The organism is Mycobacterium sp. E796 (assembly GCF_001672815.1).
In the GTDB taxonomy this organism is placed as follows: domain Bacteria; phylum Actinomycetota; class Actinomycetes; order Mycobacteriales; family Mycobacteriaceae; genus Mycobacterium.
In genome coordinates, this window is the sequence record NZ_LZKK01000193.1 from 14,451 (window position 1) to 29,612 (window position 15,162).

Consider the following 15,162-nt stretch of genomic DNA (forward strand, 5'->3'; position numbering starts at 1 on the left):
CTGCGGAGGTAACAACCTTGCGTGCGGTGGGCCGGAGGCTCGGATAGCGTCGGTTCTGTGTCGCAGCGCGAGGGCACTGAGCTGAGCCTGATTGGTCGTCAAGCCGAACGGGGTGTGCTCGACGGACTGGTGACCGCGGTGCGCGCCGGCGAGAGTCGGGCTCTCACTGTGCGTGGTGAGCCGGGTGTCGGCAAGACGGCCCTCTTGGAGTATCTGGCCGCGCAGGCGTCGGGCTGCAAGGTCGTGCGCGCTGCGGGGATTCAGTCGGAGATGGAGCTGGCGTTCGCCGGGTTGCACCAGCTGTCCGCCCCCATGCTCGATCGGCTTGGGCGCCTTCCGGCGCCGCAGCGGGAAGCCCTGGAGACTGCATTCGGCATGAGTTTCGGGTCGGTGCCGGACCAGTTTCTGATCGGCCTTTCCGTCCTGAGCTTGTTGTCGGACGTGGCCGACGAACAGCCGCTACTGTGCCTGATCGACGATCAGCAGTGGCTGGACCGCGCCTCCTCGCAGACCTTTGCGTTCGTCGCTCGCCGCCTCGGGGCGGAAGCGGTTGGCATTGTCTTCGCGACCCGAGTGCCCGGAGTGGAACTGGCCGGCCTGCCGGAGCTGGAAGTCCGCGGTCTGCCGAAAGAAGATGCGCGTGCGCTCCTTGACTCGGCACTGCCGGGGTCACTGGAAGGACGGGTGCGCGAGCAAATCGTCACTGAGACGGGCGGTAATCCGCTGGCCTTGCTGGAGCTGCCACGCCGCATGACCCCGGCAGAACTTGCCGGCGGTTTCGGGCTGCCCGCGGCGGTGCCGCTCGCAGGTGCCGTCGAGGAGAGCTTCCGACGTAGCCACGCCGCATTGCCCGCAGACGCCCAACGCCTGCTCCTGGTCGCTGCAGCCGATCCCACGGGCGATCCAGCGCTGGTCTGGTCTGCGGCGGAGCGGCTGGGTATCTCGGCTTCGGCCGCGGCCGAGGCGGCGGAGGCGGGTCTGGCCGAGATCGACACCCGGGTGCGGTTTCGGCACCCCCTGGCGCGCTCGGCGACCTATTGGTCGGCGTCACCCGCCGAGCGCCGAGCGGTCCACGGCGCGCTTGCGGAGGTCACCAATGCAGCACTCGATCCCGACCGCCGCGTCTGGCATCTGGCCGAGGCCGCTTCGGGCCCGGACGCTGACATCGCAGAGGAGCTGGAGCGCTGCGCCGACCAGGTACTGGCGCGGGGCGGGCTGGCCGCCGCCGCCGCGTTTCTCGAACGCGCCGCACGGTTGACGCCCGACCGGGCGAGGCGGGCCGGACGGGCGCTCGCCGCGGCGCACACGAAGGTACAGGCGGGCGCATTCGATGCGGCGGCCGCCCTGCTGGCTATGGCGAAAGCTGGCCCGCTCGACGAGCTGCAACGGGCGCGCGTCGACCTTCTGCGGGCTCAAATCGCGTTCGCCACCAGCCGGGGTGGCGACGCTCCCCGCCTGCTGCTGATGGCTGCCAGGCGCTTCGAGCCGATCGAGCCCGGTCTAGCCAGGGAGACCTACCTCGACGCCATCAACGCCGCGGCGTTCGCTGGGCGCCTGGCCAGCCGCGGCGGCGGCGTGCTAGCCGTGGCCCGAGCCGCAGCGGCGGCCCCGCGACCACCGCACGCTCCCCGCCCGCCCGACGTCCTTCTTGACGGCCTGGCGGCGAACTTCGTCGACGGGTACGCCGCAGCGGTGCCCAGGCTGCAGGACGCGCTGACAACGTTCGGCAGGCGCATGTCGCCTGAGGAGGAGCTGCGCTGGATGTGGCTCATCAACCTGGTGGCCCTGCACCTGTGGGATGACGCGCGCTGGGACGCACTCTCGGTCCGCTACCTCCAGCTCGCCCGTAAGGTCGGCGCCCTGAACGAGCTGCCGCTTGCCCTGAGCACGCGGGCCATGATGCTGTTGTGGGTCGGCGACCTGACCGCCGCGAGCAGCCTGATCGACGAGCAATCGACGGTCACGGAGGCGACGGGCAGCAACCTTGCGCCCTACACCGCGATGCGCCTCGCCGCGATGCGCGGAAGGAAGGCAGAGGCGTTCGCCCTGATCGAGGCCACCAACAGGGAGGTGGCCCAGCGCGGCGAAGGCATCGGGGTGGCGTGCGCCGAGTGGACGAGGGCCGTGTTGCACAACGGCTTTGGCGACTACCCGGAGGCGATGGCCGCCGCCCAGCTGGCTCTTTACCACCAGGAGTACCCCGATGTCCGCTACCCAGGCATAGCGAATTGGGCCGTGGCAGAGCTCATAGAGGCCGCCGTACGCAGCGGGATGACCGAGACCGCGACCGTCGCCGTCCGTTGGCTGGCCGAGATGGCTGCCGCCAGCGGCACCGACTGGGCGCTCGGGGTGGAAAAGCGCTCGCGCGCACTGATCTCGGAGGGGGAGAACGCCGAGCGCCTCTACCAGTCGGCGATCACGCATTTCAGCAGCAGCCGCGTCCGCACCGAGCTCGCCCGCGCACACCTGGTCTACGGCGAGTGGTTAGTCCGGGAACGCCGACGCGTCGACGCGCGCGAGCAGCTCCACACTGCTCTCCACATGCTGGAGACCATGGGTATGGCTGCGTTCGCGGAGCGAGCGCAGCGCGAACTGGTAGCCATCGGTACAACCGCCCGCAAACGCACAGCCATTACGAGCACCGTTGAACTGACCGCCCAAGAGACCCAGATAGCCCGCCTGGCCCGCGATGGGCTGTCCAACCCCGAGATCGGCGACCGGTTGTTTATCAGCGCCAAAACTGTCCAGTACCACTTGCGTAAGGTCTTCGCCAAGCTCGACATCACCTCTCGCAGCCAGCTCGAATATGTCTTGAGTTAGCCGGAGAAGAACGTGGCGAGGTTGGCGCGGCGTTCACCGATCGACTAGCCACCGGCGGATGCGACTGCCGGCTCACCGGTGCCAAGCTCGACGCATAGCCGCACACGTGAGTGAGACGGAGCTTCTTTGATGGGTGAGGAAGTGATTGTGGTGACCGGCGCAGCGAGTGGCTTCGGTCGGCTGAGCTCCGAGGCGCTCGCGTTGGCGGGCCACACGGTCTACGCGTCGATGCGTGACACCAACGGCCGCAACGCATCTCAGGTCGAAGCGATCGGCTACTTCGCGAAGGACAATGGCGTTGAGCTGCGGACAGTTGAAATGGACGTGCAGTCGCACTCTTCGGTGGACGCCGCGATCGAAAGGATTTTCGTCGCCAACGGCCGCATCGACGTGGTGGTGCACAACGCCGGTCGTATGGCTTTCGGTCCGGCCGAGGCGTTCACCCCACATCAGTTGGCCGAGCTGTACGACGTCGACGTGGTTGGCACGCAGCGGGTCAACCGGGCAGTGCTGCCACACATGCGGCGACAGCACCGCGGCCTCTTGGTGTGGGTGTCCAGCAGCAGTTGCGCCGGGGGGACGCCACCTTATTTGGCACCGTATTTCGCGGCGAAGGCCGCGATGGACTCGCTCGCGGTGGCCTATGCATGCGAGTTAACCCGATGGGGCATAGAGACTTCCATCATCGTTCCCGGCGCGTTCACCAGCGGGACCAACCACTTCGCCGATGCCTGCTCACCCGCGGACCGGACGGTGGTCGATGAGTATGAGACCGGACCGTACGCGGGTCTCGGCGCCCGGGTTAGGGAGGCCTTCGAAGTCATTGTGCCTCCGGACGCCGACGCCTCCGTGGTTGCCGACGCGGTCGTCGAGGTCGTCGAGACCCCGTTCGGGCAGCGCCCGTTTCGCGTTCACATCGACCCGGCGCAAGACGGCGCCGACGTCGGCTTCGCGGTGCTCGACCGGCTCAGGGCAGAGATGCTGCACCGCGTCGGGATGTCGGATCTGTTGAGACCGGCCGGGTTGGCTTAGGAATCCGGATGGCGCCCGCGGCAGCCCGCCCGGCGCCGGGTGGCGGCCGGCAGTGTCAGCACGCCATGCGGTGCATGTCGGACTGGATGAGTTTTGCGACGCGGTCCAGCGGTCGCTTGAATGATTCGAGGTCTTTTCGCGTGGGGTGAGCGAAAGCGATGATCCCGGGTTCGCCCGAGGGAAGCGCGAACGGTGTGGCGATGCACGAGCACTCCGGGTGTACCGCGCCGTACTCGGACGCCATGGACCCACGGTAGAGCGCTTGAGAGGCAGCGGATTCCGGGCTCTCGGCCCCCAGGGACTGCTGGGAGGGGCTCAAGATGCCGGCAAACCCCGACCCGTACGCGCGGCACATGGCGCTTAATCGGCTGCCCGACGCGTCGTAAAGGAATATTGACGCATTGGTGGCCAGCGACATGGATCGCACCCGGGGCTGTGCCACGCGGGCCAGATCGCCACGCCGACGGTCCAATTCATGCAGGCCGGCGGCGAGGGTCCACCTTCGGTCCTCGCGCCGCACGACGTTTTCTTCCGCGAGCTGCTCGAGAAGTCTGTGCACCGTCGTTTTGGGGATACCCGTCTCCGAGGCGAGTCGTGTGACCCCGACCGGGTGCCGTTGAATCCGACCGAGCGCGCGGAGTAGCGCGAAGGCGCTGTGCAGCGCACTCGTCGGCGCAGATTCCTGTTCGGCCGATCCGGCCAACTCAGCGCCCGACAACTCATCAAAACTCTCTGAGCCCACCAGGTGATGATAGCTATTCCGCGACTCGAACGCGGACCCGATAGACGACGCCCTCAAAGCTGCCTTACAGCAGTCTTGCCGCAAAATAGCCGCGCTGCCCTGGGGTGTTCCGGTCATCGGAACACAAATTCGGTCATCTCGGCAGGGACGGCCAGGGTCATGTTGAAACGCGACAGCAGCACTGGAAGACGGGACTGGACGAACCAGTCTCTCGGGATTGCTCTGGACCGCACAACTATTCATCAACGAGGAGTGTGAATATGGGCACTTGGGATATGACTGCGTTTACCCGCCCGCACAACGTTGAGCGGGTAGCAACACTGGTCGAGTGCGCTGTCGCCGGCATAACGGTCACGTTCAGGATTCCGCACCGCTGGACGCCGGTAGCAATGATTCGTTTCCTAGCAGAAACCAATCGTCAACTTTCGGTTGCGAGGAGACCGCACAAGCATGGTCGCGCCTGAAGTTCGCGACAGCGCGGTCGTTCTCGGCGGAGGCATCAGTGGGCTCTTGGCGGCCCGGGTGCTCGCTGACTTCTTCAGCAGTGTGACCGTGGTCGATCGTGATGTGCTACCGGACGGACCAACGATCCGCCGTGGAGTGCCGCAAGGCGGGCTACCCCACGTCCCGCTCGCGCGCGGAACCCAGATCATGGACGAACTGTTCCCAGGCCTGCTCGACCAGTTGGTCGCCGGCGGTGGGCGGGTGTGGAACGACGGTGACCTGTCGCGGTTCTGGATGTTCTGCGGCGGACATCATCTGCTTCGGTCCGGCAAGATCCCCAACCCCAAGTCGTTGGTGACCTACTACGTGAGCCGACCCTTTCTCGAGTGGAATCTGCGGCGCAGAGTGAGCGCCATTCCCCATGTGCAGATCCGCGGCGGTCACGAGCTCGTGCGATTGACGTCGACCCGGGAGCGCCACCGCGTGACCGGTGTCGTGCTCGCGCGGCGCCGTTCCCGGGCGAAGGCGACCCTATCCGCCGACCTGGTGGTCGACGCCACCGGACGCGGGTCGCGGACACCGCTGTTTCTCGACGACCTCGGCTACCGTCGTCCGCGCGAAGACGAGCTGCGCGTGCGACTCGGCTATTCCGGTCTCCCGGTGTATATGCCGCGAGGCATCTTGCACGAGAACCTGGTCGTAGCCGGACCGCAGCCCAGACGCCCCGTGGGATGCGGAATGGTCGCCGGCGAGAACAACACCTACACCATCGGTGTTTCGACGGTCGCCGGACAAAGCCCTCCCACCGATCGGGCAGGGGTGCTCTCGTGTCTGGCCGAGATGGCACCTCCGCACGTTGTGGCGGCGGCTGGTCGCGCCGAACCACTTGGGGATGTCGTCCAGTACCGCTTCCCGTCCAATCGCTGGCGCCGCTATGACCGCCTGACACACATGCCCGAGGGGCTGATCGTGGTGGGCGACGCGATGTGTAGCTTCAATCCGACTTATGGGCAGGGCATGTCGGTTGCGGCAACCGAGGCGGTCGTCTTACGGCAGTGCCTGCAGCGCGGGGACCATTATCTGCCGCAACGGTTCTTCCGCTCCGCCGCAAAAGCGATTCGCGTGGCATGGCAAACGGCGGTGAGTTGGGATCTGACCCTGCCCCAAATCGAGGGGCACCGGCCGCTGTCGATGCAGATCACCAACGCCTACCTGGATCGGGTGCTGGCCGCTGCCGAAACCGACCCCGCGGTGATGCAGCGATTCCTGCGGCTAATCAGCATGGTTGACCCGCCGTCGCGGCTGGTGAGCCTGCCGATGATGCTGCGCCTGACTAGGGGCGACAAAAAGCGACGGGGGAAACACGCCTAAATGGCCCGCATTGTCGGCGCAGAAGTCCCGAATCCACTGTGGCCCACGCGCGATGGGAAGCCCGGACGTTTTCGTATTTCGCGGTAACCGAACTGAGGAGATTGCATGAGTATTTCTGAGGCACCGTCCTTTGACGAACCTACGTCTTCCCCGGCGCGGGCGATGCAGGAGTTAGTGCTCGCGGCGTGGGTATCGCAGACGATCACCGCAGTGGCCGACCTGGGAGTGGCGGATGCGCTCGCCGACGGGCCATTGGAGCTCGAGGAACTCGCCAGCAAAGTGGGAGCGCATCCGGACGCCTTGCGCAGGGCCCTGCGGGCACTGATCGGCAAGGGGATATTCGCTCTACGCGACGACGGTCGCTATGAGCTGACTCCACGAGCAGACGTCCTGCGGTCGGATTCCCCGGTATCTGTGGCGGCCATGGCCCGATTCGTGGGCGCACCGCAGCACCGTGAACTCTGGAGCCTGCTGACCCGGGCGATCAGGACCGGGACTTCGCCGGTTCCCGCGCTGCGCGGTAAGGGCTTTTTCGACTATCTGCGCGACGAGCCCGAATTCAGCGCAATTTTCAACGACGCGATGACGGGATTGTCGGCATATTTAGACGGACCGCTGGTCGAGGCGTACGACTTCACGCCATACCGCACGATCGTCGATATCGGGGGCGGCCATGGCCGCCTGCTCGCTGCCATCCTGAAGTCGGCGCCGCATGCCCAGGGCATCCTGTTCGACCTCTCCGACGTGGTTGTGGAAGCGCCATCGCTATTGGGGAAGTTTGATGTGGCGCACCGGGTTCGGCTGGTCGAAGGCTCGTTCTTCGAGGAGGTACCCGCCGGGGGCGACGTGTACGTGCTCAAGCACATAATCCACGACTGGCCCGACGAGGCCGCGTTACGCATCCTGCAGAACGTGCGGAGGGCGGCGGCCAGCGGCGCGTCATTGCTGCTCGTCGAGGGTGTAATTCCGGAACACCACGGTGATGTCATCGGCAAGGTCATCGATATCGAGATGTTGCTGGTCAATGACGGGCGCGGAAGAACAGCGCGCGAATATCGCCGACTGCTTGACCGAGCCGGATTCGAAATGACTCAGGTGATCGACACCGGAACGGACTTCGGCATCGTCGAGGCGCGCGCAACCTAGGCGGGAAGCCGGCGAGCCAAGAAACTGGCCGCGATGGCTAGCCACCGGCGGATGCGACCGCCGCTCGGAACGCCCGAAACTTTGATGATCGCGGCCGTGGGCCATGCGACTCGCCGAAGGAGGAAGACGATGCGCTTAGTGGTAGCGATGACCGGAGCGACCGGAGCCGCTCTGGGCATCCGTCTGCTGGAAGCACTCGGACAGCTGGGGATCGAGACGCACCTGATCCTCAGCGACTGGGCGCGGGCGACGATCAAGATGGAGACCGACACCAGTGTCGAGGCGGTCCGGGCACTGGCGACCCATACCTACAGCGCCCGCGATCTCGCCGCGGGGATCTCGAGTGGCTCTTTCCGCACAGATGGCATGGTTGTCTGCCCGTGCAGCATGAAGACGTTAGCCGCCATCCGGATCGGCTTCAGCGACAACCTGATCACCCGCGCCGCCGACGTCACGCTGAAGGAACGCCGCAAGCTCGTCCTGGTCGCGCGGGAGGCACCGTTGAGCGAGATCCACCTGGAAAACATGCACTACCTGGCGCGCGCCGGCGCCGTGATCTTCCCGCCGATGGTGGCCTACTACGCGCGGCCCACTTCGGTCGATGAAGTGACGAATTATGTGGTCGGGCGCGTCATCGATCAACTCGGGATCGAACACAACCTGATCAACCGGTGGAAGGAGGATCAGACTCCGGTCCGCGTGAACGGTCACCGGCACCTCGCGGAAGCCGACGACTGGTTGGTCAACAACCACCGTTAGAAGAAGCCCCGATCGCGTGAGGAGAACGAAATGACCATGGGGACAAGCCTTCCCACCAGTTTGGCCCAGGCGACGAACGGGGAAGCTGGACCCGATCAGCGCAGCTGGTTGGCCACCCTCGAAGCCGCCGGCCAATTGCGCCGCATCACGGCCCCCGTCGACTGGGACGAAGAGATCGGTGCGATCACCCGCGCCAACCTTTGTCTTGGCGGCCCGGCGCTGCTGTTCGAGAACATCGTCGGCCACGAGAACACCCGGTGTACAAAGCTTTTGACGTCGGCGCTTGGCAGCCGGCGTCAGGTTCAGCTGATGCTGGGGCTGCCCGAAGACACCAGCGACTCGGGGATCGTGCGCCACCTCCGGGAGGCGTTCAAGAAACCGATCCCGCCGCGCGTGGTCGACACCGGCCCGGTCAAGGAGAATATCCTCGAGGGCGACGACATCAATCTATGGGAGTTACCGGTCCCAAAGTGGCACGGCGAGGACGGTGGTCGCTACATCGACACGTTCTGCGGTGTGGTGACCGAGGACAAGGTGACGGGACGCGACAACATCGGTTGCTACCGGGGCCAGATCGTCGACCGCGACAAGATCGCCAAGCTCCTGGTGCCCAGTCAGGGCTGGGGCGGCCATATGGAGGAGTACAAGCCCGAGCCGATGCCGGTCGCCGTCGTCTACGGGTGGCACGACGTGCTGGGTTTCTGCGCCGGGAGCCCGTTCCCGAAAAACATCTGCGAATGGGACATGATGGGGGCCCTACTCGGGCGCCCGGTCGACTTGGTGGCCTGTGAAACGGTGCCGTTGCACGTCCCGGCGACCGCGGAAATCGTCGTCGAGGGCTTCATCGATCCCGACCCCGCGACCTTCGTCGTCGAGGGCCCCTTCGCTGAGTACCCCGGCTTCATTGGTGGCGCGGCACCGGCGCCGGTGCTGCGGGTCACCCGGATCACCCACCGCAACGATCCGGTGCTGCGCGGCACCCTCGAGGGGATCCGGCCGGGATGCTTCAACGAAGACAGCATCGTCAACTTTGCGCGGTCGGCGATCACCTGGAATGTGCTCGACGACCTCGGGATTGGTGGCATCACCGATCTGTGGATGACGGAGGTGACAAACGGCCAAAACACTCTCGTGCAGATCCAGAAGCGGTACCGGGGCCACGCGCAGCAGATCGCCTCGGCGCTGTGGGGGACGGGCGGATCGGTGTGGTTTCACAAGAACGTCATGGTCGTCGAGGAGGACATCGACCTGCACGACCCGGTCGCGCTGGACTGGGCCATGTCCTACCGGGTCAACGCCGGCCTCGGCGATATCGCGTTCTTCGGCCCGGGTCTCGGCTCATCGCTCGATCCGTCGACACCACCGGCTTTGAATGACACCAACAAATACGGCGCCGGCCAATGGACACGGGTGCTCATCGACGCCACGCGAAGCTGGGAAGTCGACCCGCGCCCGGAGTGGGGTGGGCGTCGCTTCCCGCCGACCGACAGGCTCGAACCTGCGCTGGAGTCCAAAATCGCAAGCCGCTGGGAGGAATACGGGATCGGGATCCCCTATCTCGACGACGGCGGCCGCGAAATGCTGACCCTGCAGAAACTCAGCAAACGGATGCCGGAAGTGTGATAGCAGATTCCGCCCTCGAGCCGGCCGCAGCCGAATTCGCTGACACTGCAGCCCATTCACCGCCAGTCTACGAAATGACGCCAACCGAGGCGCGCGACGGGCTGGAGGATATCCAGTCGTCTCCGGTCGCCAAGCCCGACGTCGACAGCGCATGGATGACCGTCGGGGCCGGTGGCGCCCAGGTGCGCGTCCGCCTCGTCAAACCGGTTGGGGTGAAAGGCCTTTTACCGGCCGTGCTATACCTGCACGGTGGCGGATGGGTGCTCGGCAGCGCCGCGACCCATGACCGCCTGGTGCGTGAGCTTTGTGTGGGCGTGCACGCCGCCGTCGTGTTCGTCGAATATGATCGCGCACCGGAGGCCCGCTATCCGGTCGCGCTCGAGCAGGCCTACGCGGCCGCGCGCTGGATCCAGCGAAACGGCTTGAGTGCCGGTCTCGACGGCACCCGCGTGGCGGTCGCCGGTGACTCGGCCGGCGGCAATTTGGCAGCCGCGTTGGCCTTGCTGGCCCGGCGGCGCGGCGATGTCACCTTCGTTCACCAGTCGTTGTACTACCCGGTGACCGACGCGTCGCAAAACACCCCGAGTTACCGTGATTTCGCCGAAGGTCCGCACCTGACTGCCAAGGCCATGGCCTGGTTCTGGGATGCGTACCTGCCCGATCTGGATCGGCGCGACGACGTCCTCGCCTCACCGCTGAAGGCTGACGTCGGCGAACTCGCTGGACTGCCCGAGGCGTTCGTCGTTGTGGACGAATGCGACGTCCTGCGCGACGAAGGAGAGGCCTATGCCCGCAAGCTCACCGTCGCCGGGGTGCGTTGCACCAGCGTCCGCTACAACGCCACGATTCATGACTTCATGATGCTGAACGCCCTGCGGGGGACCGCCGCGGCGAAGGCGGCGATCACCCAAGCGATCGACGTGCTGCGCGGATCTTTGAAAGCGTCTCCGCCAGTGAGGAACTGATGGGTGACGCGCCGAGACCGGTACTGCACTGGTACGACTTCATATGCCCGTTCTGCTACATCGGGCAGTCGAGGTCCGCCCTCCTGGTGGCGGCCGGCCTCGAGGTCATCTCGCTGCCATTCCAGGCGCATCCCGACATCCCGGCCGGCGGTCTCGTTATCGGTCCGCGTCAGGGGCCGAGGTCCGAGATGCTCGAGCGGGAGGCGGCAGCGGAGGGACTGGTGCTGAACTGGCCGGATCGAATCCCCAACAGCAGGAGGGCTTTAGCCGCCGCCGAATGGGTTCGCCGCAACCGGCCGGCCGCCTTCGACGAGCTCCAGCGGGGGTTGTACCAGGCGCACTTCGCTCTCGGTGAAGACATCGAGGATCAACAGGTCATCGACCGGCACGCGGTAAAGGCCGGCGTGGACGCGGGCGCACTCCGCACCGCGCTCGCCGACGGCACTGCCTACGCCGCGGTCGATTTGTTGGAAAGGACCGGGAAGCAGTGCGGCGTCTACGGCACACCCGCGTGGCTGCTCGGCGGCAGGTTGGTGGCCGGGCTGGTGCCCATGTCGGAATTCGAGCGCATTGCCCAAAATGCGTTGGCTCAGCGAGGGCTATCAGAGAGGACCAGCAAATGACCGCAATCGACGTAAGCATGGCGCTACCACCATCATTCGAGTCGGCTCAGCACATCGTCGCCGCGGAAAAACTGGGCTATCGGAGGGCCTATCTCTACGACACTCCGTTCGGAGGCGATGACGTCTGGCTGGGCTTGCACCGCGCGGCGGAGCGGACCACGACGATCGAGCTGGGTCCCGCGGTACTCATTCCGACGCAGCGCCACCCGCTGGTCAACGCCGCCGAGACCGTCTCTCTGCATCGGCGCGCGCCGGGGCGCATTGTGACCTCGTTCGGCACCGGGTTCTCCAGCCGCGCTGCCGTCGGTCAGCCGCCGATCCGATGGTCTTATATGGAGGACTACATCCGTGCCTACCAGGCGCTGCTCGCAGGTGAGGTCGTCGACTGGGAGGGCGCGGCCGTCAAGTTGATGCTGCCGTCCACGCAGGCGGATGCGCTGCCGCTGCGAATACCGTTGCTGGTGGCGGCAACCGGACCCAAGGGCGCCGGCGTCGCCAAGCGGCTCGGCGCCGATGGAGTGATCTCGATGTTCGACGTCGTTCCCGGCCAGCGCGACTTCACGCGCGCGGTGGTGGCCACCATGGGCACCGTCCTCGACGAGTGGGAGGACCTGGCCGGCGAACGGGTCCGATCGGCGGTGGGCGCCGCGTGGGCAGCGGCATATCACTTCATCTACACCACCAAGGGCGCCGACGCGCTGCGCGAGATGCCCGGCGGCTCCGCCTGGGTAGAGGTGGTCGAGAAGGTACCACAACGCTTGCGCCACCTACAGATTCATCAGGGCACCATGGTCGAGATGAATGAGGCCGACCTGGCCGCTTGGCGCGCCGGAGGCTACGCCTCCGTCCCGTCGGTCACCCTGAGCGGAACAGCCGACACGGTCGGAGAGGCCGTGGCCGCGATGGCCGACGCCGGTGCCACCGAAATCATCTTCGAACCATCGAGTCCCGACATTCCGCGTGAGCTCAACAAGTTCATGGCGGCGGTCCGCGGTTAACCGCGGTTCTAAAGCGCGGCCTCCTTGTCGAACTCCGAGGCGATGTCGCGGGCGACCCGCTTCAGCAGGGGAGTGATCTCCGTGGCGGATTTCAGCGTGACGCGCGCCGCGGGGCCGGAGATCGAGATCGCGGTCAACGACGGTGCGTCGGGCACCGGCACGGCGAAGCACCGCACGCCGACCTCCTGCTCGCCCTCGTCGACCGCGTAGCCGCGCGAACGGCACAGCTCGATGTCCCGCAGCAGCTCCTTGGGCGTCGTGTGGGAGTTCTCGGTGGAGGCGGGCATCCCGGTTCGCGCCACCAGGGCACGCACCGCGTCGTTGGGCAGCTGCATCAGCAGCGCCTTGCCGACGCCGGTGCAGTGCGGATAGACGCGCCGGCCCACCTCGGTGAACATCCGCATCGAGTGCGGTGAGGGCACCTGCGCGACGTAGACGGCCATGTCGTTGTCCATGAGCGCCATGTTCGCCGTCTCACCGGTGCGCTCCACCAACTCCAGCAGATGCGGCCGCGACCACGTGCCGACGAGCTGTGCCGCGCTCTCGCCGAGCCGGATCAGCTTGGGCCCCAACGAGTAATGCCGGTTGGGCAACTGCCGCAGGTAACCCATGCTGACCAGGGTGCGAGCGAGCCGGTGGATCGTCGGCGCCGGCAGGTCCGAACGTGCCGCGAGATCGCCGAGCGCGGCCGACCCACCCATTGTCGCCAGGATCTCGAGCAGCTCGAACGCCCGCTCCACCGACTGAACGCCGCCCGTACGTGCAGCTTCGCGAGCCATCACCGCTTCCGATCCAGCCCCGAGGGCCCGTCATCCCGCCTGCGCTTTTTCGTATCACGGAATTGACGTCGACAGCAAGCAGCGCCGTGGTCAGTCGGCGGGCAGCGTCGCGAGCTCGTTGTGTTCGGTGACGTTGTCGATCTCGGTGCCCATGGCGATGTTGGTGACCCGCTCCAGGAATACCTCGACCACGACGGGGACCTTGTGTTCGCGCGCGAGCTGTTGCGCCCGGGCGAGCGCCGGGCCGATGCCGGACGGCTCGGTGACCTGAATGGCCTTGCAGCCCAGCCCTTCCACGACGCTGCGGTGGTCGACGCCGTATCCCTTGGGCAGGTCGGTGTCGCCGTCTTCCTGGGCGTTGATGTTGTCGAAGGCCAGCGAGACGCAGTAATCCATGTCGAAGTTCAGCTGGGCCTGGCGGATGAGCCCGAGGTAGGAGTTGTTCACCACCACGTGGACGTACGGCAGGTTGAATTGCGCGCCGACGGCGAGTTCCTCGATCAGGAATTGGAAGTCGTAGTCGCCGGACAAACCGACAACGGTGGCGGTCGGGTCCGCGGTGACCACGCCCAGTGCGGCGGGTACGGTCCAGCCGAGCGGTCCGGCCTGCCCACAGTTGATCCAGTGCCGGGGCTTGAACACTTTGAGGAATTGGCCGCCGGCGATCTGCGAGAGCCCGATCGCCGTGACGTAGCGGACGTCGCGGCCGAAGGCGCGGTTCATCTCCTCGTACACGCGCTGCGGCTTGATAGGGACATCGTCGAAGTGGGTCTTGCGATGCATTGTCTTCTTGCGGCGTTGGCAGTCACCGACCCAGCCATTCCAGTCCGGCATCGTGCCGGCGGCGGCCCGCGCCGTCGCGAGCGCAACCAGCAGTTCGAGCGCCGCCTTGGCGTCGGAGACGATGCCGAGGTCGGGCGGAAACACGCGCCCGATCTGGGTGGGCTCGATGTCGATGTGTACGAAGCGGCGGCCGCGGCGGTAGGTCTCCAGCCCGCCGGTGTGACGGTTGGCCCAGCGGTTTCCGATCCCGAGCACAAAATCGGACTCGAGCATGCTGGCGTTTCCGTAGCGATGCGCGGTCTGCAGCCCGACCATGCCGGCGGCCAGCGGATGGTCGTCGGGGATCGCGCCCCAGCCCATCAGCGTGGGCACCACGGGGACGTTGAGCACCTCGGCCAGTTCGACGAGCAGGTCGCACGCGTCGGCGTTGATGATGCCCCCGCCCGCGACGATGAGCGGGCGTCGCGCCGTCTGCAACATGTCGAGCGCCTTGTTGATCTGCGCGGGGCCGGCGCAGGGTTTGTACACGGGCAGCGGGGCGTAAGTCGTTGGGTCGAAGTCGATCTCGGCGAGCTGCACGTCGATGGGCAGGTCGATCAGCACCGGCCCGGGCCGGCCCGATCGCATCAGGTGGAACGCCTGGGCGAACGCGCCGGGCACCTGCCCAGGCTCCAGCACCGTCATGGCCATCTTGGTCACCGGCGCCGCGATCGCGGCGATGTCGACGGCCTGGAAGTCCTCCTTGTGCAACTTGTTCACCGGCGCCTGACCGGTGATCGCCAGGATCGGGATGGAATCCGCGCTGGCCGAATATAACCCGGTGATCATGTCGGTGCCCGCCGGGCCGGAGGTGCCGACGCAGACGCCGATGTTGCCGGGCGCGGCGCGGGTGTACCCCTCGGCCATGTGGCTGGCGGCCTCGACGTGCCGGGCCAGCACGTGCCTGATCCCGCCGTGGGCGCGCATCGCCGAATAGAACGGGTTGATCGCCGCACCGGGCAGTCCGAAAGCCTGTGTGGCGCCTTCGATCTCGAGAATCCTGACGGCCGCGTCGACCGTGCGCATCCGGGTCATCGG

At 66.4% G+C, this 15,162-nt stretch carries 12 protein-coding genes; 9 read left to right on the forward strand and 3 right to left on the reverse strand.

Features of this window, described 5'->3' with window-relative positions:
- The first annotated feature begins 57 nt into the window (after positions 1-57).
- Both A5706_RS14130 and A5706_RS14135 read left to right on the forward strand, forming a co-directional pair.
- A complete protein-coding gene (locus tag A5706_RS14130) occupies positions 58-2,820 on the forward strand; it encodes a LuxR family transcriptional regulator (RefSeq protein WP_197517827.1) in 2,763 nt (920 codons plus the stop codon).
- A 129-nt stretch (positions 2,821-2,949) separates the two neighbouring features.
- Entirely contained in the window at positions 2,950-3,852 is a 903-nt protein-coding gene (locus A5706_RS14135) for an SDR family NAD(P)-dependent oxidoreductase (protein WP_068131639.1), read from the forward strand.
- Positions 3,853-3,907: 55 nt separating this feature from the next.
- On the opposite strand, the gene A5706_RS14140 is transcribed toward A5706_RS14135, so the two are convergent.
- Complete coding sequence (locus tag A5706_RS14140; protein ID WP_068131541.1) at positions 3,908-4,594, reverse strand: helix-turn-helix domain-containing protein; 687 nt, start codon at positions 4,592-4,594, stop codon at positions 3,908-3,910.
- A 450-nt stretch (positions 4,595-5,044) separates the two neighbouring features.
- Between A5706_RS14140 and A5706_RS14145 the strand changes: the two genes are divergently transcribed.
- The 7 genes from A5706_RS14145 to A5706_RS14175 all read left to right on the forward strand — a co-directional run bounded on the left by A5706_RS14145 (position 5,045) and on the right by A5706_RS14175 (position 12,523).
- Entirely contained in the window at positions 5,045-6,409 is a 1,365-nt protein-coding gene (locus A5706_RS14145) for an NAD(P)/FAD-dependent oxidoreductase (protein ID WP_068131543.1), read from the forward strand.
- A 162-nt stretch (positions 6,410-6,571) separates the two neighbouring features.
- Entirely contained in the window at positions 6,572-7,555 is a 984-nt protein-coding gene (locus A5706_RS14150; RefSeq protein ID WP_068131546.1) for a methyltransferase, read from the forward strand.
- 51 nt (positions 7,556-7,606) lie between these two features.
- A complete protein-coding gene (locus A5706_RS14155; protein ID WP_369831866.1) occupies positions 7,607-8,314 on the forward strand; it encodes a UbiX family flavin prenyltransferase in 708 nt (235 codons plus the stop codon).
- A gap of 30 nt (positions 8,315-8,344) precedes the next feature.
- Positions 8,345-9,937, forward strand: coding sequence for a UbiD family decarboxylase (locus tag A5706_RS14160; protein WP_068131550.1), 1,593 nt, complete (start codon positions 8,345-8,347; stop codon positions 9,935-9,937).
- A gap of 74 nt (positions 9,938-10,011) precedes the next feature.
- Positions 10,012-10,902, forward strand: a complete 891-nt coding sequence (locus A5706_RS14165; RefSeq protein WP_197517828.1) for an alpha/beta hydrolase — start codon at positions 10,012-10,014, stop codon at positions 10,900-10,902.
- Positions 10,902-11,525, forward strand: a complete 624-nt coding sequence (locus A5706_RS14170; protein WP_068131552.1) for a DsbA family protein — start codon at positions 10,902-10,904, stop codon at positions 11,523-11,525. The genes A5706_RS14165 and A5706_RS14170 overlap by 1 nt, the downstream gene beginning before the upstream one ends.
- Positions 11,522-12,523 carry an LLM class flavin-dependent oxidoreductase gene (locus A5706_RS14175; RefSeq protein WP_068131553.1) on the forward strand — a complete coding sequence of 334 codons (1,002 nt, stop codon included), beginning with the start codon at positions 11,522-11,524 and terminating at the stop codon, positions 12,521-12,523. Before A5706_RS14170 ends, A5706_RS14175 begins: the two co-directional genes overlap by 4 nt.
- Before the next feature lie 8 nt (positions 12,524-12,531).
- Here the strand turns inward: A5706_RS14175 and A5706_RS14180 are convergent, their stop codons facing one another.
- Positions 12,532-13,302, reverse strand: coding sequence for an IclR family transcriptional regulator (locus A5706_RS14180; protein ID WP_068131554.1), 771 nt, complete (start codon positions 13,300-13,302; stop codon positions 12,532-12,534).
- Positions 13,303-13,392: 90 nt separating this feature from the next.
- Positions 13,393-15,159, reverse strand: coding sequence for a glyoxylate carboligase (gene gcl, locus A5706_RS14185; protein ID WP_068131557.1), 1,767 nt, complete (start codon positions 15,157-15,159; stop codon positions 13,393-13,395).
- Positions 15,160-15,162 lie beyond the last annotated feature (3 nt).

Bases quoted from the DNA above. Each gene is read 5' to 3' on its own strand.
- A5706_RS14135 (WP_068131639.1), top strand. From the start codon at position 2,950: ATGGGTGAGGAAGTGATTGTGGTGACCGGCGCAGCGAGTGGCTTCGGT.
- A5706_RS14145 (WP_068131543.1), top strand. From the start codon at position 5,045: ATGGTCGCGCCTGAAGTTCGCGACAGCGCGGTCGTTCTCGGCGGAGGC.
- A5706_RS14150 (WP_068131546.1), top strand. From the start codon at position 6,572: ATGCAGGAGTTAGTGCTCGCGGCGTGGGTATCGCAGACGATCACCGCA.
- A5706_RS14155 (WP_369831866.1), top strand. From the start codon at position 7,607: ATGCGACCGCCGCTCGGAACGCCCGAAACTTTGATGATCGCGGCCGTG.
- A5706_RS14160 (WP_068131550.1), top strand. From the start codon at position 8,345: ATGACCATGGGGACAAGCCTTCCCACCAGTTTGGCCCAGGCGACGAAC.
- A5706_RS14165 (WP_197517828.1), top strand. From the start codon at position 10,012: ATGACGCCAACCGAGGCGCGCGACGGGCTGGAGGATATCCAGTCGTCT.
- A5706_RS14170 (WP_068131552.1), top strand. From the start codon at position 10,902: ATGGGTGACGCGCCGAGACCGGTACTGCACTGGTACGACTTCATATGC.
- A5706_RS14175 (WP_068131553.1), top strand. From the start codon at position 11,522: ATGACCGCAATCGACGTAAGCATGGCGCTACCACCATCATTCGAGTCG.
- A5706_RS14180 (WP_068131554.1), bottom strand. From the start codon at position 13,302: ATGGCTCGCGAAGCTGCACGTACGGGCGGCGTTCAGTCGGTGGAGCGG.
- gcl (WP_068131557.1), bottom strand. From the start codon at position 15,159: ATGACCCGGATGCGCACGGTCGACGCGGCCGTCAGGATTCTCGAGATC.